Here is a 22,236-nt window from a genome sequence, read left to right on the forward strand (position 1 = left end):
CTAATTTCCTTCCACTGTTGTCGGCTCGGGCACCGCGGCCCGTGCAAGGACCCCTTCGGACGCTGCCGCCCGCGAGCTGGTTTCGCCGCCCGCCGCGAACTTGCCCGCGCGGCGGCCGGAGTAGATGCAGTCGGCAAGGGACAATCCGCTGACGTAGGAGTCCGAGCAGATCCCGACCGCCGTCCGTCCCGCCGCATACAGGCCGGGAATATCGTTTCCGGCAGTCGATTTCACCGCTCCGGTGGCCTCGTCGACGACAACGCCGCCGAGGGTGAGCATCGGGCACGGGTTGATGACACTCGGCTTGATACCCACATCCAACAACCAGAACGGCCCTGCCCCTACCGTTTTGGTGAATTCGGCGGGCTTGCCGACCGGATCGGGGGCGCCGTTCTCGATGGCGGCGTTGTGGGCTGCGACGGTGGCGCGCAAGCCGTCCGCGTCGACGCCGGCCTTCGCCGCGACCGCGGCCAGGGTCGCGCCGCGCACCGCGGTCCGCCGCATCGCCTCGAACTGCCCGCGCTGGAACCAGGCGGATTGGCCGCCGATCTGCGAGATGGCGGTGCGCATGAGGTCGTCATCGGCGAGCAGCCAGCCTTTGCCGTCGTGCTCGGTGATCAGCGCATGCCCGACGGCCGCGCCGTACCTGGTTTCGTCGATCACCCGCTTGCCGTCCGCGTCGACCAGCACCGCACCGGTAAAAGCGCTGGGCGGCAAGATGAATCGCCAGGCCGAGATATTGCCCATCCGATCAGTCGCCGCGCCGGCCTGCTGCGCCATCAGGATTCCGCTGCCGTCGTCGCCGGTGGTGCCGAGGGCGAGGCCACCGCGGTACCGCGGCCCGTGCTCCTGCAGCATCGCGCGATTGGCGATGAACCCGCCCGCGCTGAGCACCACGCCGCGCCTGGCCTTGATCCGAATGGTGGTGCGGTAGCGGCGATCCATCTTCGCCAGCCCTCGCTCCATGGCTTTACGCAGCGGCGGGTAGTAAATGCCCGGCTTGGCGGCGATTTTCGCCATCCGGGTGTAGCGATCCCTGATCTGGCCGGGGGCGTCGCGCAGCGTCTGGCATTCGACGCCGATCACGGCGCCGTTGTCATCGACGATCAAACGGGTTGCCTGCGTGAGGGTTTCCACGCGCACACCGCGCCGTGAGGCCGATGCGGCCAGCGGGCCGGTCAGCTTCTTGCCGGAAGTGCCCCTGCCCTTGACCCGGTGCCCGCGCTGCGCGGGTGTCGCGACCTCGCGGCCGTAGCCGGAAACCTCACTGCCCGAGTAGTAGAGGTAGTAGCTGTCATTCGGATACGAGGTCTTGTACGGACACAGCGACGCCTCGAAGGGCACGCCGTGGCTCTGCAGCCATTCGATCATCGCGGGGCTCTCGGCCACGAAGCGACGCAGCGTCTCGGGTGTGACGGCGGTACCGACTTCACGCTCGAGATAGGCGAGCATCTGCTCCGGCGTATCGCGCACGCCCGCTTCTTGCTGCACCGATGTGCCGCCGCCCGCGTAGATGATGCCGCCCGACAGCGCCGATGCGCCGCCACCGGCGAACCGCTCCAGTACCAGTACCTGCGCACCGGCGTCCGTCGCTTCCAGCGCGGCCGCCGCACCCGCGGCGCCGTATCCGACCACGACTACGTCGGCGGCCAGGTCCCATTCGAGGCCCATGTACTTCACTCCGGTCTGAAACTGAAACAAGTTTTCCCGACTAATGGAACACCGAGCAAGTCTTCTGCCACACAACATAGACCAACGGCCGCCCCATTCTATAACGTGTTCTACATGACAGATCGGGAATACGACGTGGTGGTGGTCGGGAGCGGCGCTGCCGGCATGACCGCCGCCCTCGCCGCGGCACACCATGGGCTCAGCGCGGTGATCATCGAGAAGGCCGCGCACTACGGCGGATCGACCGCCCGCTCCGGTGGTGGCGTGTGGATCCCCGGCAACAAGGCGCTGCTGGCGTCCGGGCGGCCCGACGACCGCGAGGTCGCGCGCACCTACCTGCACAGCATCATCGGCGACGTGGTCCCGAAGGAACGGATCGATACCTACATCGACCGCGGCGCGGAAGCGTTCGACTTCGTGCTCGATCACACCCCGCTGCAGATGAACTGGGTGCCCGGCTACTCCGACTACTACCCGGAGGCCCCCGGCGGCACGGGCGAGGGGCGCTCGTGCGAGCCGAAGCCGTTCAACGCCATGATCCTCGGCGAGGAACGGTTCAAGCTGGAGCCGCCGTACGCCAAGGCGCCGCTGAACGTGGCGGTCACGCAGGCCGATTTCGTGCGCCTGAACCTGATCCGCCGCCATCCGAAGGGCATGATGCGGGCCCTGCGGGTCGGCGCGCGCACCTACTGGGCCAAGTTCACCCGCAAGCACCTGATGGTGATGGGTCAGGCCATCATCGCGGCCATGCGCAAGGGCGTCATGGACGCGAATGTGCCGCTGCTGCTGAACACCCCGCTGACCAAGCTCATCGTGGACAACGGGGTGGTCACCGGCGTCGAGGCGCTGCAGGACGGCGAGCCCGTCACCTTCACCGCGCGCTACGGCGTCGTACTCGGCAGCGGCGGTTTCGAGCACAACGCCGAGATGCGGACGAAATACCAGCGACAGCCGATCACCACCGAGTGGACCACCGGTGCGGCCGCCAACACCGGCGACGGCATCATCGCGGGCATGGAGGCAGGCGGCGCCGTCGGCTTCATGGAGGACGCGTGGTGGGGGCCGACCCTGTTCAAGGGCGGCAGGCCGTGGTTCGCATTGGCCGAGCGCAATCTGCCCGGCACCATCATGGTCAACGCCGACGGCAAGCGATTCGGTAATGAGTCCGCTCCTTACGTCGAGGCTGTGCACACCATGTACGGCGGCGAATACGGGCAGGGTGAGGGTCCCGGCGAGAACATCCCCTCGTGGCTGGTGTTCGACCAGCGCTACCGGAACCGCTACATCTTCGCCGGATTGCAGCCTGGTCTGCGGTTTCCGTCCCGCTGGATGGAAAACGACAACATCGTCAAGGCGGACACGCTCGAGGAGCTGGCGGCGCAGATCGGCGTGCCCACCGACACCCTCGCCGCGACCGTCGCCCGGTTCAACACCTTCGCCGAGCTCGGCAAGGACGAGGACTTCGGCCGCGGCGACAGCCACTACGACCGGTACTACGGCGATCCGACCGTGAAGCCGAACCCGTGCCTGGCCGGGTTGGTGCAGGGCCCCTACTACGCGGCCAAAATCGTGCCAGGCGACCTCGGCACCAAGGGCGGGCTGGTCACCGATACCGCGGGCCGTGTGCTGCGCGAGGACCAGACCGTGATCGAGGGCCTCTACGCCTCCGGCAACTCCAGCGCTCCGGTGATGGGCCACACCTACGCGGGCCCCGGAGCCACCATCGGACCCGCCATCACCTTCGGCTACCTGGCGGTGCTGGATATCGCCGAGCGGAAGAAGCAGCTGTCGAACAAGACCGCCGCCGAGGCGTAACCGATCGACGCGGCGTCCGTCTCACCGACCGGACGCCCCCTTGCCCGTCCGATTCGGACGCCGCAGGATCGATCCGAGGCCACCGTCACCGCGAGGGACGGTCCGGAGGTCGCCTCGGATCGACCCAGCAAGGACGCGTCCGACCGAAGGCCGCCTGCACCGGACGGCGGAAGCTGTCCACAAGCACTCACAAGGAGAACTCGATGCCCATCGACCCGCAAATCGCGCTCGGCGCGGAGCTCCCGAGCCGGGAGTTCGCGTGGACGCCGTCCGACGTGCAGCTCTATCAGCTCGGGCTGGGTGCGGGCACCCGCTGGACCGACCCCGCCGAGCTGCGCTATCTCGATGACCGCGGCCCACAGGTGCTGCCGACCTTCGCGACCGTCGCCGCGACGCTGCATGACACCGAGCCGCCCAAGGTGCGGTTCCCCGGCATCGATATCGATCTGGCCAAGGTGGTGCACGGGCATCAGGAGGTCGAGGTGCACCGACCGATCCCAGCCGCGGGCAAGGCGACCAGCACCGGTCGGATCACCGAACTGTGGGACAAGGGTTCGGCCGCCGTCGTCGTGCAGGAGCAGACGGTCACCGGTTCCGACGGCGAGCCGCTGTGGACCGCGCGCTCGTCCATCTTCGCCAAGGGCGAGGGCGGTTTCGGCGGCGAACGCGGCCCGAGCACCAAGTCGGTGCTGCCCGATCGCACACCGGATTTCGATGTCATCACACCGACGCTGCCGCAGCAGGCGCTGCTGTACCGGATGTGCGGCGACCGGAACCCGCTGCATTCGGACCCCGCGTTCGCCCGCGCCGCAGGCTTCCCCAACCCGATCCTGCACGGACTGTGCACCTATGGGATCGTCTGCAAGACCGCGACCGACACCGTGCTCGACTCGGACGCGAGCCGGGTCGCCGGATTCCGCGCGCGCTTCGCCGGGGTGCTCTACCCCGGTGAAACCCTGCGCACCCGGATCTGGCGCGAAGGCGACGAGCTCACCATCGCGGCGACCGTGGTCGAACGCGACGACGCCCCCGTGCTCGGCGACGTCACGCTGCGTTTCCTGCCCGCCTGATCAGCCCGCGGCCGCCGCGGATTCGTCTCCGGTGCGGCCGCGGCGCGCGGCCAGACCCTGGATTATCAAGGCGTACAACACGATCACCACGATCGGCGCCGCTATCGGAGCCCAGGCCAGGCGCAGCGGCAGCAGTGCGGCACCGACAGCCGCGGCGGCGAATCCGACGGCGCCGACCACCGAGGGAACCGTCGTCGGGACCACACCGATCGGCGCCGACACCGTCGCGGTGTTGAGCAGGTAGGTGGTGGCGACCAATCCCGTCGCCGCGGCGGCGAGCACGCCGGTGTCGGCGGCGGCGAGCACACCGACCGCCAGCAGTACCGCCGCGACGGCCGCGAGCCGGAACCACCAGCCCGCCGCGACCAGGATCAATGCGGGGATGCCTGCCCATGGCGTCATGAGGGTCACCGATGTCACCAGCAGCGCACCGGACAGGACGGCGAGGAAACGGATCATCGGCGCACCCGAACCGTGCGCCGATGCTCCGGGATCAGACGCATCACCTCATCGAGGCGCGCACCATCCGGCCACGCCACAATGTCGACGCCGACAGTGCCCATGTCCCGGTACATCGACGTGCGCTCCAGCTGCCACATTTTGGCCAGCGTCGGGTCGAGATGATCGTGGAAAGGCGTGCCGCGCAGGACATCCACGACGACCACGACGTGCCCACGCTTGCGCAGATCGATCAGTGCCAGCGCGAACTGGGTGTCGAGCAAAGTGGAGAAGGCGACGACGATCGCGCCGATCGGCACTGCCCCGTGCGGTGCGAGCGTGCCGGTCGTCGGGATGTGCTCGTCGCCGACATCGAGCACCGTGTCGACGATCCGATAGAACTGGCGGCGGCCGATATCGGGCCGCAGCCAGCGCGGTGACTGGCCGAGGCAGACGACCGCCGTGCGGTCACCGGCCTGCAATGTCGACTGCACCACTTGCGCGGCGCCGCGCACCGACAGCTCCAAGGACTCGGTGGCGGGTCCCGGCGCCTGCTGCGAAGTGTCCACGAGCACAACCACATCCGCGGAACGGTTGGTCAGCCGCTCGGTGACGTAAAGCCTGCCGCGCCGCGCACTCACCGGCCAGTTCACGATCCGCAGCTGGTCGCCGGGGGCGTAGGCGCGGATATCGGCGTACTCGACGCCGGGACCGTATTTGCGGGTCAGGTGGGTGCCGAGCCGTTCGGGAAGCTCGGTGCGCGGCAGCCCCATGCGCTGCGGATCGGTGATCGGATAGACGAAGAGCTGACCGGCGGGCACCACCGCGGAGGCCACCGACAGTCCCGCCGGGCTGAGCGCGGAAATCCGTACCGACAGCGGATACCGACCCCAACGGTCGGCCGTCAACGCCATCCGCAGCCCGGCGGGAGCCGCCCCGGAATCGCTCGCCTCCTCGACCTCGATCCCGAGCTTTTCCACCGGTTCGGACTTGCAGCGCAGCAGCGCGTGTCCGGCCTCGACGAAGGCCGCGACCGTCAGCACGACCTCCTCCGTCTCGAAACACCGCAGCGTCCCACCGCCGTCGACCTGGATCCTGGTCGGCGACTGCTGCCACGACGCGGTGGCGAGCACGCCGAGCAGCGGCGCGGCGAACACCACGAGCTGCCAGCGGCCCAATGCCACCGCGAGCAGCAGTGCCGAGGCCGCGCACACCGCGAGCATGAACACCAATGGCGCGGGCCGCCACTGTAATTCGACCTCGATGGTCGTGCTCGCGTCGCGATGTGTCATGGCACCGAGGCGCGCGGAACCGGAAGGCGGCGCAACAGCTCGCCGATGACGTCCTCGCCGCGGATCCGGCGCACCCACATCTCCGGGCGCAGCGTGATCCGGTGCGCCATCGCCGGAATCGCCAGCGCTTTCACGTCCTCCGGGATCACGTAGTCCCTGCCGAGCAGCAAGGCTCGCGCCCGCGACATCTGCACCAGGTCGAGTTCGGCGCGCGGGCTCGCACCCACCTCCACCTGCGGATGCCCACGGGTGGCGGCCGCGAGCGCGACGACGTAGCCGACCACATCGGGGTGCACCGTGACGAACTCCACCGACTGCCGCATTTCCAGCAGCCCGTTCGCGTCCACCACCTGTCCCACCGTCGGCGGTGTCGAGCCACGCTCCAGACGGCGGCGGATCATCTGCGTCTCGTCGTGCTCGGAGAGATAGCCGAGCCGCAGCTGAATCGCGAACCGGTCCAGCTGCGCCTCCGGCAGCGGATAGGTGCCCTCGTACTCGATCGGATTATCGGTCGCGAGCACAACGAAGGGCTGTGGCAGCAAATAGGTTTCGCCATCCATGCTGACCTGGCCCTCGGCCATGGCCTCCAGCAGCGCGGCCTGTGTCTTCGGCGGCGTCCGGTTGATCTCGTCGGCGAGCAGCAGATTGGTGAACACCGGCCCGCGCCGGAAAGTGAACCGGCCCGAGGTCATGTCGTAGATGGTCGACCCGAGCAGATCCGCGGGCAACAGGTCCGGTGTGAACTGCACACGGGTGAATTCCAGCCCGAACGCGGCGGCGAAAGATCTGGCGATGAGCGTTTTGCCGAGACCGGGTAGGTCCTCGATCAGGACATGACCACCGGACAAGACGGCGATCATGATCAGCTGCAACTCGTCCCGCTTGCCGACGATGACCCGGGACAACTCCCGAAGCACCGCCTCGCTGCGCTGGACGGTCGCGTCCATCGGCATCGTCATTTGACTTCCCGCACTTGCCTCAACCCATTCTCTGTAGACGACGTTCGATTGATGATCGGGGCCCTACGTGGTGACACACGCTGCCTCCTCCGGGCCTGACCTCTCATGCCGACGTTCAATTGGGCATGATCGGGGCCCTACGTGGTTACGCACACTGCCTCCTCCGGGCCTGACCTCTCATGCCCCGCATTACATCCCCTGTAGCCGACGCAGGATTTCATCCAGCGCCGCCCGCCCAGGTGCGCGAGTCGTCTGATCGCGCAAGGCCGAGTTGGCCGGATCCACCCAGCGCCACAGTTCCGGACCGAACTGCAGTATTCCGGCGGCCTCGGTCGCCCTGCGGTTCTTCGCGACCCGCAGACCGGTGGACAACTCGAACTCCTTGGCCAGCAGCGGCCGCAGGTGCCGGTCCCATTCGGCGCGGGTCCCCTCGGCCCGGTCGGCGAGCATCTCCGCCCTGGCGTGCCAGTGGTACAGCATCTCCGCGGGGCCGTTCTCGATATCGTCGGTGTCGATGTGGTCGCGGTCGCTGTGCGCGGGCTTGGCGCGCAGCGACCAGATCAGCTGAAAAAGCGCGAGCGCTACCGGGACTCCGGCGAGGATCAGCATGGCTTCGCGCGCCTTGCCGAAGGTGACGAGTTCGATCAGCACGACGACGGCTGCCGCGCCGAGCACGATTCCCCTGCGATTCACGCCCGCACCTCACCTTGCAGATCGGCGAGCACAATGCGCAGCAACTGTTCCGCGCGCATTCGCTGCCATTCGAGCATCGAGTGCGGGCTGAATCTGGCCTCCTCGAACAGTGCGACCAGTTCCCGTGCGGACGCGTCGTGCAGTGCACCGCGTTCGAAGGCGCGCGCCAGCACCTCCATCGGGGTGTCCGAGGCCAGCGGCGCGGCAGCGCGATCGAAGGACAGGCCGTGTTCCATGGCGACGTAGCAGGCGATGATCGCGGTGCGCGGGTCCTGGCCCGGCGCGTTCATCGCGGCAAGACCCATCTCGGCGGCCCGCGCCAGTGAGCCGGCCTCGGTCGGCGTGGCCGGGGCAGGCGGCGGTGCAACCGGAACCGGTCTGCGCCGGACCGCCACCGCGACCACCACCAAGCCGATGATGGCGACGGCGACCAGCACGATGGCGGCGATCGTGGCCAACAGCAGCGCGGTGCCGGTCAGCTGGCCGGTCGGCACGGACGGGTCGGCGGGCGTGGTGACAACTTGTTCGGTCGGTTCGGCGGAGCCGGTGGGGGGCGGCGGCCGCTCGGCGCCGCCGTCACGACCGACGCCGACGAAGAAGATCGCCGACGCCGCCGCGATCACCAACGAAAGACCTGCCAGCACGGCAAGCACCAGCAAGCCGAACCTGCCGAGCCGTCCAGACCTGCGTTCGACGACGCGATCCGATACCGGCATGGCGAGCGGAAGCCGATGCTGACTTGCGATTACTCCGGCGATCAGAATGACGATCGAGACGGTGAGCAGCACCGGCATCAACGCCACCGCGAGCGCCGACGGGATCGATCGGGACTGCGCGGGCCCCGCCGCGCCCGGGATATGTCCGCGTAACGCGATCGCGGCAAACGCAACCAGCGTGATCAGCACGATCACGCGCAATATCGGCGCTCGCGCCCCGGCCACTTCGTTACCGCCACCTCTGAGTACTGCACAAATCAGCCACATAGTTACATGCCGAGCGGTCCGCTCGAGCGCGAATCGAATACTTAGGACCCGCTCATCTTTATCGGCAACACCGCAGCTCCAGCCTGATCAGCGTGGGCTATCAGCACTGTTCGGACCCCATCACAATGTCGGCGGCCGAATCTTGTGGCCGCCGCTAGGCCGGTCGCACCGACGCCCGGCTCGCCGCACCGCCACTCCGTCCAGCACCCATCGGCCTGCGGTCCGCCCCGCCGCACGCGCTGGGCCGAGCGCCTCCAAGAGCGACCTATGGTCGGCAGCACCCCTCGACGGTGCGCAACCGCTCGGCGGCGGCGTCGGAGCCACCTCGAATGCGGGCTGGCTCGACTGCCGCCGATTGCTGATCAGATAGGGCAACAGCAGTGTGGTGAGCTCGTCGATGGCGGCGTCGACGATCAGCGTGCGACGGTCGCTGTGGACATCGTCACCCTTCCTGGCGGACACACCCCCCAATCCTCTACAACTATAGAGAATCGGGAGGATGGACATGGATACCGGTGTGATCGAATTGGATGCCGAGCAGCTGCGGGCCACCGCACGGCTCGCCGAACTCCTCGACCGACGCGGTCGGCCGGTCAAACGTCACCACGGGATCTACCTGCACGGCAGGCCCGGTCGCGGCAAGACGATGCTGATGGACAGGTTCTTCGCGAACATCGCCTCGAATCGCAAGCGCCGCTTCCACTTCCACAGCTTCTTCGCCCGATTGCACACGGCTCTTTCCGCATCCGGCTCCATCGATCGCGCCATCGACGCCCTGCTCGACGACGCCGAGCTCGTGTGCTTCGACGAATTCCACGTACACGACATCGGTGACGCGATGCTGATCGCCCGCACCCTCGACGCCCTGTTCGCCCGGCGCATCGTGCTGGTGGCCACATCGAACTACCCGCCGCAGGACTTACTGCCCAACCCCCTGTTCCACGACCGCTTCCTGCCGACCATCGCCCGCATCACCGCCAACCTGGACGTCCTCTCGCTAGACGGCCCACTCGACTACCGCACCCGCGCCCCCCACAGCAGCGCGCCCACCGGTTTCCTCGCGGGCCGATACCTGCTCCGCCCCGCACCTTCCGCGCGACCGCTGGCGCAGGCGGGTGGCGTCGAGGTGACGGTTGGCGCTCGGCATGTAGTCGCACGGGCCGTCGAGGGAGCGTCGATCGTCTTCGACTTCACCGCGCTCTGCGGTGCCCCGACCTCCTCCGCGGACTATGTCGAACTGGCCCAGCGCTTTTCGTCCTGGACCCTCTGCGAGGTGCCGCGTCTTCGTGACGTGCCGCCCGACTGGGCGATGCGCCTGGTGAACCTCGTCGACGTGCTCTACGACGCGGACCTCCCGCTGACCGTCTCGGCACAGGCACCGCTGCCGGACCTGGTCGCCGACGTCAACCTCCCCGATATCGCCCGGACCGCCAGCAGGCTCGGTGAGCTCCCACAGTCCGACCCCGCCCTGATTCGCACGCCGCACGACTCGGCCGCAGCTGTGGCGTGACAGCAGCGCCGGGCGAGAGTGCCCACACGCGGCTGTGCGGCGCTTGCCGAAGAACAGGGTTGGTCGCCTCTGAAGCGTGTGGCTGACGAACGCATCGAACGCACCCGCCCCCCATTCGGCGGCATCACGGCCGACGGTTCCAACCGCGCTCGCTGTAGGTGCTTTCACTGGAAAACGCCCGAATGCCGGCGAGCGAGTAGCGGATGATCGAGTCCTCCGGTAGGGCGTCGAGTGGAAACCAGCGAAGCTCGTAGCACTTGTCCGGCTCGCGATTGACCGGCTCGCCGGTCCAGCGCAACACCTCGAAGAAAAGCCCGAGCCGAGCTTCGCGGCCGGAGCCGATCACATGCGCGACGTGAAAAAGACGAAGGCCCGCAGGGTCGATCACGATGCCGATCTCCTCGTGCGCCTCCCGCGCCGCCGCGACGGCCGCAGACTCACCCACTTCAAGCTTGCCCGCAGGCAGATGCCACCGGCCGTCGAACTCGTCATTGCTGCGCCGCTTGCTGAGCAACAGCTCACCGTCGCGGATGACTAAGACATGAACATCGACGAGGTGCCGGTCGGTCATAAAGCTCCCTATGGCAGATCGGCATACTGTTCGGTATGGCCGCTACCACCATCAAGGTACCCCGACAGCAAACTGTGACAGGCTGCGTCGGCCGGCGGCAGCCCATGGATCGACACTGGCACAGCAGATCGATCGGCTGATAGACGAAAGCCCTATGAGGCCGCGCCCGACGATCGGCGGATACCGCAGCGACTCGCCCCCGTACCGCCCAAGGAAATTCATGCTGGGCCGGCCGCGACATCGTCGCGGTAGCGATCGACGACATCGCTGCGGGTGGCTGCGGCATCCACTGCGCCGCTCACGACCAGCCGGACCGGCCGCATGGGTCGCGAGCCCGGCCGGTCGCCGGGAGAGCGGCAGACACCATCCCGCATCCCGGCGGCGGCCGTGCGATCCCGGCTTACACCGGGATCGGGGTCAGCCGGCGCTGAGCACCAGGCCCGAGGTCGGCACGCCGGTTCCCGCGGTGACCAGGATGTTCTCCAGATTGTCGACCGGGTTGACGGACGCGCCACGGATTTGGCGGACGGCCTCGGCGATGCCGTTCATGCCGTGGATATAGGCCTCGCCGAGTTGGCCGCCGTGCGTATTCAGCGGGAGGCGGCCGCCCACCTCGATGGCTCCGTCGGCGATGAAGTCCCTGGCCTCGCCGCGACCACAGAAGCCGAGTTCCTCCAATTGCATGAGGACGAACGGCGTGAAGTGGTCGTAGAGGATGGCGGCTTGCATATCGTCGGGGCGTAACCCGCTCTGCGCCCAGAGCTGCGCACCGACGAGGCCCATCTCCGGTAGACCCGTCATGGCGTCGCGGTAGTAGCTGGTCATCACGTACTGGTCCGCACCGGAACCCTGTGCGGCGGCGGCGATTACGGCCGGACGCTGCGGAAGATCGCGGGCGCGCTCGGCGCTGGTGACGACGATCGCGACCCCGCCGTCGGACTCCTGACAGCAGTCGAGCAGGTGCAGCGGTTCGGCGATCCAGCGCGAATTCTGGTGCTCTTCCAGCGTGATCGGTTTGCCGTAGAAGAAGGCGTTCGGGTTCACCGCGGCATGCTTGCGGTCGGCGACGGCCACCCGGCCGAAATCTTCGCTCGTGGCGCCGTACACATGCATGTAGCGGCGGGCGACCATGGCCACCTGCGCGGCCGGTGTGCCGAGCCCCTGCGGATAGGACCAGCCCGCATCGATGCCCGACGAGGTCGGTGCGGTGGCCAGCGCCGTGGAGAACTGGCCGAAGCGCGACACCGACCGCTCGTTGAATGCCCGATAGGCGACAACCACGTCGGCGACCCCGGTGGCCACCGCCATCGCCGCCTGCTGGATGGTGGCGCATGCCGCGCCACCGCCGTAACCGATGTGGCTGAAGAACTTCAGCTGCGGAATCCCGACGGCACGCGCGACCGCGGCCTGGGTGTTGGTGTCCATGGTGAAGGTCGTCAGGCCGTCGACATCGGCGGGCGTGAGCCCCGCATCGGCGAGCGCCGCGGTCACCGCCTCGGCGGCCAGCCGCAGTTCGCTGCGCCCGGAGTCCTTGGAGAAGTCGGTGGCGCCGATCCCGACGATGGCCGCGCGGCCCGAGATACCCTGCTCAGTCATTCGAACCCCGATAGGAGATAACGGCTTTCGCCGTAATGTGGTCGCCGAGGCTGTCCTTGCCGACGATGTCGATGTGGACCTCGTCGCCCACCACCTCGGTCACCGTGCCGGAAAGGGTCAAGGTGTCACCGGAATACAGCGGAACACCCAGGCGCAGCGCGATCGACTTCACTATCGCGCGCGGACCGGCCCAATCGGTGACGAAGCGCTGCACCAGCCCGGTGTCGGTGAGGATGTTGACGAAGATGTCCTTGGAACCGCGGGCGATCGCCTTGTCCCTGTCGTGGTGGACGTCCTGAAAATCCCTGGTGGCCAGGGCCGTGCTGACCACAAAGGTCGGGTCGGCCTCGATAACCAGCTCCGGCAGCACAGTGCCTACCGCAACGGCGGTCATGCGCACACCCGCCAGACCGGCAGCACGGCCTCGTCGTTGAGCGTGTCGAACTCGACCTCGACCGGCATACCGATCTTCACTTCGGCCGGGTCGATGCCGCGCAGTTCACCGAGCATGCGCACGCCTTCCTCCAATTCGACGAGCGCCACGACGAACGGCAGCTGCCGACCGGGCACTTTCGGAGCGTGATGCACGACGTAGCTGAATACTTCGCCGCGTCCCGAGGCCACCACATAGTCGGTCTGCTCGGACTTGTCTTTCCAGATCGCCGGGATCGGCGGGTGCCGCAGCGTGCCGTCGGGCAGCTGCTGGATGCGCAGCTCGCCCGCTTTGGTGCCTTCCCAGAAGAACTCGGTGTCCCAGGAGACCAGCGGCTTGACGCGGGCCCCCTCGGGTTCTTTCGGTGCGGCGCCGGTGCCGGGCGCGAACTTCAAGAGCCGGAAGAGCATCTCGGCGACGACCTCGTCGCCGACCTGCCAACTGGTCTGGAAGGTGACGAACCAGCCCTCCCCCAGCGCGGTCCGCTTCGGGCCGCGGATCTCGGCCAGCCTGCTCGTCACCGAAACCTGCTCACCGACGGTGAGATACCGGTGGTAGGTCTGCTGGCAGTCGGTGGCGACCACCGAGGTGTAGCCCGCGCCGTCGAGCAGCTCGGTGACCTTGGCCATCGGATCGTCGTCCGGGCGCGAACCGTTGAGCCCGAACATCGTCCACACCTGAGCCATGGCCGGTGGTGCGACAGCGCCGGGGAACCCGGCGGCCCGCGCGGCTTCGTCGTCGACGTAGACGGGATTGGCATCCCCGAGCGCCTCGACCCAGTTGTTGATCATCGGCTGGTTCACCGGGTCACGCCCGGGACGTGGCGCGCAGTCCCCGGCCGCGATGATGCGCTCGGCGGCGGCGGTAATCGCTTCCGGAGTCATGGTTTCCGGCACGCGCGGCTCCTTTGGTTGTTCACTATCGCGGTACCCGCGGCAACTGCAGTCCGGATGAGGCGACCAGTTCGCGCATCACCTCGTTGACACCGCCGCCGAAGGTCACCACCAGGTTCTGTTTGGTTCTGCGGTCCAGCCAGGTCAGCAATTCGGCGGTGGCCGGATCGGCGGGATCGCCGTAGCGGCCGATGATTTCCTCGGCGAGCCTGCCCGCCTCTTGCAGCGATTCCGTCGAGAACACCTTGGTCGCCGACGCATCGGCGATCACGGTGGCCTGGTCACCGTCGACGGTGGCCGCCACCTGCCAGTTCAGCAGCTCGTTCAGCCGGACCATGGCGTGGATGCGGCCGAGCGAACGGCGCACGTCGGCCTCGGCGAGTACACCGCGCGGCTGTGCCCAGTCGCGCACCTTGTCGTAGAGCTGCTCGATCTTGCCCGACGGGCCGAGGCTCACCCGCTCGTGGTTGAGCTGGGTGGTGATCAGCTTCCACCCTCGGTTCTCCCCGCCGACCAGCATGTTCGCCGGGACGTGGACATTGTCGAAGTAGGTGGCATTGGTGTGGTGGGCGCCGTCGCAGGTGATGATCGGGGTCCAGGAATAACCAGGGTCGGTGGTGTCGACGATCAGGATCGTGATGCCGCGGTGCCGCGACTCGACGGACCCGGTTCGACACGCCAGCCAGACGAAATCGGCCTCGTGCGCACCGGTGGTGAAGATCTTCTGCCCGTTGACGATCCAGTCGCCGGACTCCTCGCGCACGGCGCTGGTCCGCAGCGAGGCCAGGTCGGTGCCCGCTTCGGGTTCGGAGTAACCGATCGCGAAATGGATATCACCGGAGAGGATTCCGGGCAGGAACTTCGCCTTCTGCTCGTCAGTGCCGAACTGCTGCAGCGTCGGCCCGACGGTCAACAGTGTCACCAGCGGCAGCGGCACATCGGCGCGGACCGCTTCATTGAAGAAGATCTGCTGTTCCATCGGACCGAAGCCCTGGCCGCCGTATTCCTTGGGCCAGCCGACACCGAGCCAGCCGTCCGCACCCATCCGGCGCACCACCGCGCGGTAGGCGTCGCCGTGCCGGTTGACCGCCATCTCGGCTTCCTCTTCGAGAGTCACGAGATCGGCGAAGTACGAACGCAATTCATCGCGCAGCTTGCGCTGCTCCGCGGTCAGGTCGATGAACATCTGGCCCCCAATCGATCGAGTCGGAACGATTCGCCGCCGAGCCAGCGCGCGATGTCTTTGGCCTGCGAGTAGTAGCGGTGCATCGGGTGGGTGATGTCGACGCCGAGGCCACCATGCAGGTGATGACACTTCTGCATGGCCGCGGGCAATTCCGACGCCACGGTGTAGGCCAGGACATCGAGATCGTCGTCGATCCGCTCCTGGTGCGCCTGGCCGGGATCGTCGTGCGCCAGCGCCCAGTTCGCCGATACGGCCGCGGCGTGCAGGGTGCGCGAGACGACATACAGATCGGCGATCTGCTGTGCCACCGCCTGGAATTCGGCAAGCGGCCTGTTGAACTGTCTGCGCGTGCGGACATGCTCGGCGGTCAAGACGAGCGCGCCCTTCAGCAGCCCGTCCGCGACGGAGCCGATCGACGCGACCGCGAGCCGGTGCAGCTGCGCGATGCCGCCGGGCAGCAGCCGCTCGGCCGGAATCTCGACATTGTCGAGCCGCACACTGCACTCGGGAATGCCGCCGGACACCGGCGACGGTGTCAGCGTGATGCCCTCCGCGTCCGATTCGACAAGCGCGATACCGGAATTGGTGGGAATCAGCAGCCAGCGCGCGAGGTCCGCGTAGGGCACCGCCACCTTGTGGCCGGTGATGCGTACCGAATCACCCTCGGCGACCGCCGTGGTTTCCGGTTTGACCACAAACGGGTTGGCCGGTTCGCTCACCGCCGCGGTGAGCACGGCTCCCTTGGCCACTGCGGGGAACACCTGCTCGGCCACGGTCTCGGGCAACGCGCCCAACAGCGGAAGCAGCCCGAAACCGAGCGTCGAGACGGCGGGTACCGCCACCGCGTCGGTGGCCAGCTCGGTCAGCAGCACGGCTATTTCCGGCAGGCCCATGCCATCACCGCCGAAGCGCTCCGGCAGGGCGACCGACAGCAGTCCGCTGTCGACGAGTTTCGGCCACAGCTCGATATCCCGTGCCGGTTCATGCTCCAGCAAACTCACGACGACCTCGGCCACGGCGTCCTGGCCCTCGTCCCTGGTGAAGTCCACGCTTTTCTCCCAGTTGACTTGTCGACTAGCTGTCCGTGTCGCGGGGTAGTCCGAGGATCCGCTCACCAGCCACGGTCAGCAGAATCTGCTCGGTTCCCCCAGCGATCGACAAACAGCGCGTGAGCAGGAACTCTTTTGCCACTTCCGAGTCCTGCGCACCGATAGCACCTGCCGTCTCCACGGCGAATTCGGCGACCGCCTGGCGATGGCGGACACCGACGAGTTTGCGCACGCTGCTCTGTGCGCCTGGATCGCCACCCGCCAGCATCCGCACCGCGGCGCGCTGCTCGAGCAATAGTCCAGCGATCGCGTCGGCGACGAACCCGCCGAGCCGATCGTTCAGCAGTTCCGCCCCGGGCCCTGTCGCGGGCAGCTTAGCGATGAGCTCCTCGAGCACCGGCCCGATTCCGTTGCCGCCCATGGCGACCCGCTCGGTCGACAGGGTGGAACGGGCGATCTTCCAGCCGTTGTTCAGCGCGCCGACCAGACCGTCGTCGGGAACGAAGACATCGTCGAGGAACACCTCGCTGAAGCGCGCCTCACCAGTGATCTGGACGAGCGGGCGCACCTCGAGCCCCGCACTGCGCATATCGACGACGAAGTAGCTGATGCCACGATGCTTGGGCAGTTCGGCGTCGGTGCGAGCCAGGCAGATCGCCCAGTTCGCCTTGTCGCCCAACGACGTCCACACCTTCTGGCCGTTCAGCACCCAGCCGCCGTCGACCTTCTTGGCGGTGGTGCGCAGGGCGGCCAGGTCCGAACCGGCTCCCGGTTCACTGAACAGCTGACACCAAACGACCTCGCCGCGCAGCGTCGGCCACGCGAATCGTTCGATCTGCTCCGGTGTTCCGTACTGCAGCAGGGTGGGCACCGCCCAGCCGCCGATCGCCAGGTCCGGCGATTCCAGCCCGGCGCGGCGCAGTTCCTCCGAAATCACCAGCCCCGTCATCGGATCCGCGCCACGACCGTAAGGCGCGGGCCAGTGCGGCATGACGAGCCCTGCCTCGACCATGGCGTCGCGTCGCTGCTCGGCGGGCAGCGCGGCGATGCGGGCCACCTCGGCGGCCAGCTCGTTCGCGCTCGCGTCGACAGCGACACCATCGGCGGTGTTCGACTGACGGCGTTCACGGGCCCCTTCATGGTCACGCTCCGCTACCGCCTCCGGATCCGTCGCTCGCGCCGCGGCGAACACTCGGTCCGCTCCGGTGGTGCGGCGGCGGCCCGCGCGGGTCAGCTCGGTCACCCTGGCCCGCCAGCGGGCCGAACCACCGAGCAGTTGCCGCAGGGCGATCGCGCGGCGCAGATAGAAGTGCGCGTCGTGCTCCCAGGTGAATCCGATGCCGCCGAGCACCTGGATGCAGTCCTTCGCGGTATCGACCGCGGCATCGAGGGAAATGGTCGCGGCGATCGCGGCCGCGATCGGCAACTCGGCCCCGCCTTCGTCCACCGCGGCGGCGGCGTCGGCGGCGACGGCACGGATCAGCTCGGCTCGGCACAGCATCCAGGCGCAAATATGTTTGACCGCTTGGAAAGAACCGATCCGACGCCCGAATTGCTCACGCACCTTGGCGTATTCGACCGCGGTCTCCAGACACCAGCCTGCCAGCCCGGCGAGCTCGGCGGCGACGAGCACCGCCACGAGATCCTCGACCGGGTGGGGCGAGTCGAACACGCGCTCGGCGGGCACCCGCACCTCGGCGCAGTGCACCTTGGCCAGCGGGGTGCTGGGGTCCAACGGCGGCAGCGATTCGACCCGCAGACCGTCGGCATCCGCCGGAATCAGGCACCAGCGCTGCCCGTTCGGGGTCTGCACCGGCAACAGCACCGCGGTTTCGGGCGCCGCGCCGAGCACCGAATCCCAGACACCGGTGAGCAGCAGCTCATCGGTTGCGGCCGGTACGCTCACTGCGGATTCGACAATGAAGTCGAGCGCGACACCGCACGGCAGGTCCTCATCGATGGCGCCCCCGGTGACCAGATTCGCCAATGCCGTTGCCAGCACCGGTCCACCCACCAGATCATGCGCTGCTTGTTCGATGAGAACGGCGAGGTCGGCGACCGATCCGCCCGCGCCGCCCGCATCCTCGGCGACCGCGACCCGGAAGATCCCGAGATCCGCGAGCGCGGGCCAGTACGCGCGCCAGAAGTTCGTGGCATCGTCGCGCATTGTTGCAATTGGATGCACCGATCCGGCCCATCCACGCATCGACTCCTGAACGGCTTTATGCTCGTCAGTGGTGGCGATGGTCACACTCCATACCGCCTCTCCGGCGTGACTCCCACACCTAGAACATGTTCTAATATCCTAGCTGGGCGGAAGTCAAGAGACGACCTCGCCTTGTGGGTCGAAAGCGCACGCCACCGACCCGAAAACAAGCCGATGAAACGACGTTTCCGGAAAGGACTCTCATCAATGGCCAGTCCCTCCCGATCCCAGCCTGCCGACTCGAGCACGGCACCGCCTACCGCGACGGTCACCACGCTCAGTGAGGACGAGCTGAGTTCGGCCGCACAGCGGGAACGCCGGAAGCGAATTCTGGACGCGACCCTGGCGCTGGCTTCCAAGGGCGGATACGACGCGGTGCAGATGCGCGCGGTGGCCGAACGCGCCGATGTCGCGGTCGGGACGCTGTATCGGTATTTCCCCTCCAAGGTGCATCTGCTCGTCTCAGCGCTGTCGCGTGAATTCGAGCAGATCGAAGGCAAACGAAAGCCGCTGGCCGGACAGTCGCCGCGCGAACGCATGCATCTGCTGCTCACCCAGATCACCAGGATGATGCAGCGCGACCCGCTGCTCACCGAGGCCATGACCAGAGCCTTCATGTTCGCCGACGCGTCGGCGGCCGCCGAGGTCGATCGGGTCGGCAAGGTGATGGATCGGGTATTCGCACGTGCCATGAACGACGGCGAGCCCACCGAACGCCAGCTGGCGATCGCGCGGGTCATCAGCGACGTGTGGCTTTCGAACCTGGTGGCCTGGCTGACCAGGCGCGCCTCGGCGACCGATGTCACCGAGCGCCTGGAATTGACGGTCGATCTCCTGTTGGGCGAGAACCGCAAGTAAGGCGGGGCCGCACCCGGACGAGCGCGGATCCAGTTGATTCCAGGCAACTCCGCCGGGCGGCCTCACCACCACCGGGAGTACCTGCGCACGCGTCGGCCGAAGTGAGGCAGCCCACGCTGGAAGTTGGGTAAAACCACGCCAGCTGCAAAAATTCACTAGGTGATCGATGACCCAGGACGCAATCGCGCGCACGCACAGCGGCGCGCGTATGTGCGGCAAATTAAACAAAGTATTGTTCACCGCGCCCCTGAAAAAACTCCTCCGATCACTAGGTTGGATGCGTGAGCGCACAGGATCTGCCACTGGAACTTCGCCGTGCCTTGTCGACGGTTGCGCGCGTGCCACGGCTTTTGGTCGCATCGGACTACGACGGGACCATCGCACCCATCGTGTCCGACCCGGCGAAGGCTTTTCCCCACCGGGAATCGGTGAGCGCGCTGCGCGCGCTCGCCGGCCTCACCGGAACGACCGCTGCCGTTATTTCCGGCCGCGCGCTGCGGGATCTCGCGGCACTGTCTCGACTCCCCGTCGAGGTGCAACTCATCGGTAGCCACGGCTCCGAATTCGATGTCGGCTTCGTGCATGCCATCGACAACGACGCTAAACAGCTACTGCAAGAAGTGCAGACCTCTCTTTCCCAGATCGCCGCGGACAACCCCGGCGCCTCGGTGGAGATCAAACCTGCCAGCGTCGCGTTGCATGTGCGCAATGCCAGCCCGGAAATCGGCCTCCGCGCGCTCAAACAGGTCAGGCAGGGGCCGGCCTGTTGGGTCGGCGTGCAGGTGACCGAGGGCAAGGAAGTCATCGAGCTCGCGGTGATCCAGACGGACAAGGGCGTCGCGCTCGATACCGTCCGGCACCAGGAGGGCGCGTCCGCCGCGGTGTTCTTCGGTGACGACGTCACCGACGAGAAGGCCTTCCGCATGCTCTCGGGTCCCGATGTCGGCATCAAGGTCGGCAAGGGCGAGAGCCTGGCGAAGTTCCGGGTCGACAACACCGAGTGCGTGTCCTGGGCGCTGGCCTTCCTGCTCGAAGAGCGGCGCACCTGGTTGGCGGGCGCGAGCGCGCCGCGCATCGAGCGTCTGACCATGCTGTCGAGTCCGCGCTCGGTCGCGCTGCTGACGCCGGATGCGACGGTCACCTGGTTCTGCCATCCGGAACCGGATTCGGCGGCGGTGTTCGCCCACCTGCTCGGCGGACCCGAAGCCGGCCACTTCACCATCGCACCGGAACGGCCGGGGCTGCCGCTCTCGCAGCGCTACATCGACGGCACCATGACCGTCGAAACCCGTTGGGCCAGCCTGCAAGTGGTCGACTATCTGCCGCACGACGTCGCGCCGACCAGGACCGACCTGACCAGGGTGATCACCGGTGACGCGAAAGCCGTCGTCACCTTCGCGCCACGACCGGAATTCGGCCAGGTGCCGGTGACCATCGAATGCGAGCCGACCGGGCTGCGGGTGCTCGGCACCAACGACCCGATGGTGCTGCGCTCCCCCGGCGTGGAATGGGAAATCCTGACCGATGGCACGCACAGCTCGGCGCGCGCCGTCGTCGATCCGTCCGTTGGTCCGATCGTGCTGGAAATGCGCTGTGGCACGCAGGATCTCGCCCCTGCCATGAGCAGCGAGCCGGAACGGCGAAGGGACGCAGAGGATTACTGGTCGCGGTGGGCGGCCAAGCTCGAATTGCCGACGCTGAAGCCGGATCTGATGAAGCGCTCCGCGCTGACGCTGCGCGGGCTCGTGCACGCACCGTCGGGTTCGATCCTGGCCGCCGCGACCACCTCGTTGCCGGAAGACATCGGCGGCGTGCGCAACTGGGACTACCGCTACTGCTGGCTGCGCGATGCCTCACTGACCGCGCAGGCGCTGGTTTCACTGGGCTCACTCACCGAGGCGGAGGAATTCCTCGGCTGGGTGCACCGGGTGCTCGAGACCTTGCCCGGCCCGGAGCGCTTGCACCCGCTGTACACGTTGTACGGCGAGACCCTGCCGCCCGAGGCGTCGATCGATCAGCTCCCGGGTTATGCGGGTTCGCGGCCGGTGCGCGTCGGCAACGCCGCGAATATGCAGGTGCAGCTGGACGTTTTCGGTCCGATCGTCGACCTCATCGCATCGCTGGCCCACGGCCGCGAGCACAAGGGGATCACCGATCCGGCTCAGGTGCTGCCGGATGCCGACTGGGAGCTGGTGCACGCCATGGTTTCCGCGGTGCAGCGGCGCTGGCAGGAACCCGACCACGGCATCTGGGAGATCCGCGGTAACCCGCGCCACCATGTGTATTCCAAGGTGATGGGCTGGTTGACCATCGACAGGGCGATCACGCTTGCGCAGAAGTTCGATCGGCAGATCGATCCGGTCTGGGTCACGTTGCGCGACGTCATCGCCGACGAGGTCAAGTCCAAGGGCTGGAACGAAGAGGTCCAGTCCTACACCGCGGCCTACGACGGCACGGACCTGGACGCGGCCACACTGCACATCGGGCTCAGCGGGCTCATCGATCCTTCCGATCCCCGGTTCGCGGCGACGGTCGTCGCCACCGAGGCGGAGCTGCGCAGCGGTTCGACGGTGTACCGGTACCACCACGACGACGGCCTGCCCGGCGGCGAGGGCGGCTTCCACCTGTGCGCGGCCTGGCTGGTCGAGGCGTATCTGCTGATCGGCAAACGCTCGGACGCCGAGGCGCTGTTCGCCCAGCTGGTCGACGTCGCGGGCCCGACCGGCCTGCTCAGCGAGGAGTACGACCCGGTGGCCGAACGCTCGCTCGGCAACCACCCGCAGGCCTACAGCCATCTCGGCCTGCTGCGTTGCGCCCAGCTGCTCGGCAAGCCGGTGGAGGCGCTCGTCTAGCAGCTTCGACAACCACATAACCCGGGCCCGCGAACGATCACCCTGTTCGCGGGCCCGGCTCGTATCCGGGTGACGCCGGAAACACCGACTCGTGCTCAGCGGGGACTCTTGCTAAAGTAAAACGGTAACGATTTCCATTATGATCTAGAGCACTGCCGCCA

General features: G+C 67.5%; 19 protein-coding genes. 5 read left to right on the top strand and 14 right to left on the bottom strand.

Annotated elements, in window-relative coordinates:
* Window positions 1-1,671 (bottom strand): FAD-binding protein, encoded by a 1,671-nt coding sequence (locus tag ACFU4Z_RS28905; RefSeq protein ID WP_379068955.1) that lies wholly within the window; start codon window positions 1,669-1,671, stop codon window positions 1-3.
* Window positions 1,672-1,776: 105 nt separating this feature from the next.
* Here ACFU4Z_RS28905 and kstD point away from each other — a divergent pair, with 105 nt between their 5' ends.
* Both kstD and ACFU4Z_RS28915 read left to right on the top strand, forming a co-directional pair.
* The gene (gene kstD / locus ACFU4Z_RS28910; protein WP_379068958.1) at window positions 1,777-3,486 is read left to right on the top strand and encodes a 3-oxosteroid 1-dehydrogenase; all 1,710 of its coding nucleotides are present in this window, start codon (window positions 1,777-1,779) and stop codon (window positions 3,484-3,486) included.
* 203 nt (window positions 3,487-3,689) lie between these two features.
* On the top strand, window positions 3,690-4,556 hold the full coding sequence (locus ACFU4Z_RS28915; protein ID WP_379068961.1) for a MaoC/PaaZ C-terminal domain-containing protein: 867 nt from the start codon (window positions 3,690-3,692) through the stop codon (window positions 4,554-4,556).
* Here the strand turns inward: ACFU4Z_RS28915 and ACFU4Z_RS28920 are convergent, their stop codons facing one another.
* The 6 genes from ACFU4Z_RS28920 to ACFU4Z_RS28945 all read right to left on the bottom strand — a co-directional run bounded on the left by ACFU4Z_RS28920 (window position 4,557) and on the right by ACFU4Z_RS28945 (window position 9,383).
* On the bottom strand, window positions 4,557-5,015 hold the full coding sequence (locus tag ACFU4Z_RS28920; RefSeq protein WP_379068964.1) for a hypothetical protein: 459 nt from the start codon (window positions 5,013-5,015) through the stop codon (window positions 4,557-4,559).
* Entirely contained in the window at window positions 5,012-6,286 is a 1,275-nt protein-coding gene (locus ACFU4Z_RS28925; protein WP_379068967.1) for a DUF58 domain-containing protein, read from the bottom strand. Before ACFU4Z_RS28925 ends, ACFU4Z_RS28920 begins: the two co-directional genes overlap by 4 nt.
* Window positions 6,283-7,245, bottom strand: coding sequence for an AAA family ATPase (locus tag ACFU4Z_RS28930; RefSeq protein WP_379068970.1), 963 nt, complete (start codon window positions 7,243-7,245; stop codon window positions 6,283-6,285). The genes ACFU4Z_RS28925 and ACFU4Z_RS28930 overlap by 4 nt, the downstream gene beginning before the upstream one ends.
* Window positions 7,246-7,434: 189 nt before the next feature.
* Window positions 7,435-7,938 carry a hypothetical protein gene (locus ACFU4Z_RS28935; protein ID WP_379068973.1) on the bottom strand — a complete coding sequence of 168 codons (504 nt, stop codon included), beginning with the start codon at window positions 7,936-7,938 and terminating at the stop codon, window positions 7,435-7,437.
* Window positions 7,935-8,879 carry a DUF4129 domain-containing protein gene (locus ACFU4Z_RS28940; RefSeq protein WP_379068976.1) on the bottom strand — a complete coding sequence of 315 codons (945 nt, stop codon included), beginning with the start codon at window positions 8,877-8,879 and terminating at the stop codon, window positions 7,935-7,937. Before ACFU4Z_RS28940 ends, ACFU4Z_RS28935 begins: the two co-directional genes overlap by 4 nt.
* Before the next feature lie 162 nt (window positions 8,880-9,041).
* The gene (locus ACFU4Z_RS28945; RefSeq protein ID WP_379068979.1) at window positions 9,042-9,383 is read right to left on the bottom strand and encodes a hypothetical protein; all 342 of its coding nucleotides are present in this window, start codon (window positions 9,381-9,383) and stop codon (window positions 9,042-9,044) included.
* A gap of 37 nt (window positions 9,384-9,420) precedes the next feature.
* Here ACFU4Z_RS28945 and zapE point away from each other — a divergent pair, with 37 nt between their 5' ends.
* Window positions 9,421-10,431 (top strand): cell division protein ZapE, encoded by a 1,011-nt coding sequence (gene zapE / locus ACFU4Z_RS28950; RefSeq protein WP_379068982.1) that lies wholly within the window; start codon window positions 9,421-9,423, stop codon window positions 10,429-10,431.
* Between the two features lie 124 nt (window positions 10,432-10,555).
* Here zapE and ACFU4Z_RS28955 read toward each other — a convergent pair whose 3' ends face one another.
* The 7 genes from ACFU4Z_RS28955 to ACFU4Z_RS28985 all read right to left on the bottom strand — a co-directional run bounded on the left by ACFU4Z_RS28955 (window position 10,556) and on the right by ACFU4Z_RS28985 (window position 18,410).
* A complete protein-coding gene (locus ACFU4Z_RS28955) occupies window positions 10,556-11,002 on the bottom strand; it encodes an NUDIX domain-containing protein (protein ID WP_379068985.1) in 447 nt (148 codons plus the stop codon).
* 417 nt (window positions 11,003-11,419) lie between these two features.
* Entirely contained in the window at window positions 11,420-12,598 is a 1,179-nt protein-coding gene (locus ACFU4Z_RS28960; protein ID WP_379068988.1) for a lipid-transfer protein, read from the bottom strand.
* Entirely contained in the window at window positions 12,591-12,992 is a 402-nt protein-coding gene (locus tag ACFU4Z_RS28965; protein ID WP_379068991.1) for a MaoC family dehydratase, read from the bottom strand. Before ACFU4Z_RS28965 ends, ACFU4Z_RS28960 begins: the two co-directional genes overlap by 8 nt.
* A complete protein-coding gene (locus ACFU4Z_RS28970) occupies window positions 12,989-13,915 on the bottom strand; it encodes a bifunctional MaoC family dehydratase N-terminal/OB-fold nucleic acid binding domain-containing protein (protein ID WP_379069283.1) in 927 nt (308 codons plus the stop codon). The genes ACFU4Z_RS28965 and ACFU4Z_RS28970 overlap by 4 nt, the downstream gene beginning before the upstream one ends.
* Before the next feature lie 34 nt (window positions 13,916-13,949).
* Entirely contained in the window at window positions 13,950-15,110 is a 1,161-nt protein-coding gene (locus ACFU4Z_RS28975; RefSeq protein WP_379068994.1) for an acyl-CoA dehydrogenase family protein, read from the bottom strand.
* Window positions 15,095-16,159 (bottom strand): acyl-CoA dehydrogenase family protein, encoded by a 1,065-nt coding sequence (locus ACFU4Z_RS28980; RefSeq protein ID WP_379068997.1) that lies wholly within the window; start codon window positions 16,157-16,159, stop codon window positions 15,095-15,097. Before ACFU4Z_RS28980 ends, ACFU4Z_RS28975 begins: the two co-directional genes overlap by 16 nt.
* A gap of 25 nt (window positions 16,160-16,184) precedes the next feature.
* Window positions 16,185-18,410 carry an acyl-CoA dehydrogenase gene (locus tag ACFU4Z_RS28985; protein WP_379069000.1) on the bottom strand — a complete coding sequence of 742 codons (2,226 nt, stop codon included), beginning with the start codon at window positions 18,408-18,410 and terminating at the stop codon, window positions 16,185-16,187.
* Between the two features lie 162 nt (window positions 18,411-18,572).
* On the opposite strand from ACFU4Z_RS28985, the gene kstR reads away from it, so the two are divergent.
* Together kstR and otsB are read left to right on the top strand one after the other, a co-directional pair.
* On the top strand, window positions 18,573-19,223 hold the full coding sequence (gene kstR, locus ACFU4Z_RS28990) for a cholesterol catabolism transcriptional regulator KstR (RefSeq protein WP_379069003.1): 651 nt from the start codon (window positions 18,573-18,575) through the stop codon (window positions 19,221-19,223).
* A gap of 281 nt (window positions 19,224-19,504) precedes the next feature.
* A complete protein-coding gene (otsB, locus tag ACFU4Z_RS28995; RefSeq protein WP_379069006.1) occupies window positions 19,505-22,075 on the top strand; it encodes a trehalose-phosphatase in 2,571 nt (856 codons plus the stop codon).
* Window positions 22,076-22,236 lie beyond the last annotated feature (161 nt).

The organism is Nocardia sp. NPDC057440 (genome assembly GCF_042802915.1).
Classification (GTDB): Bacteria; Actinomycetota; Actinomycetes; order Mycobacteriales; family Mycobacteriaceae; genus Nocardia.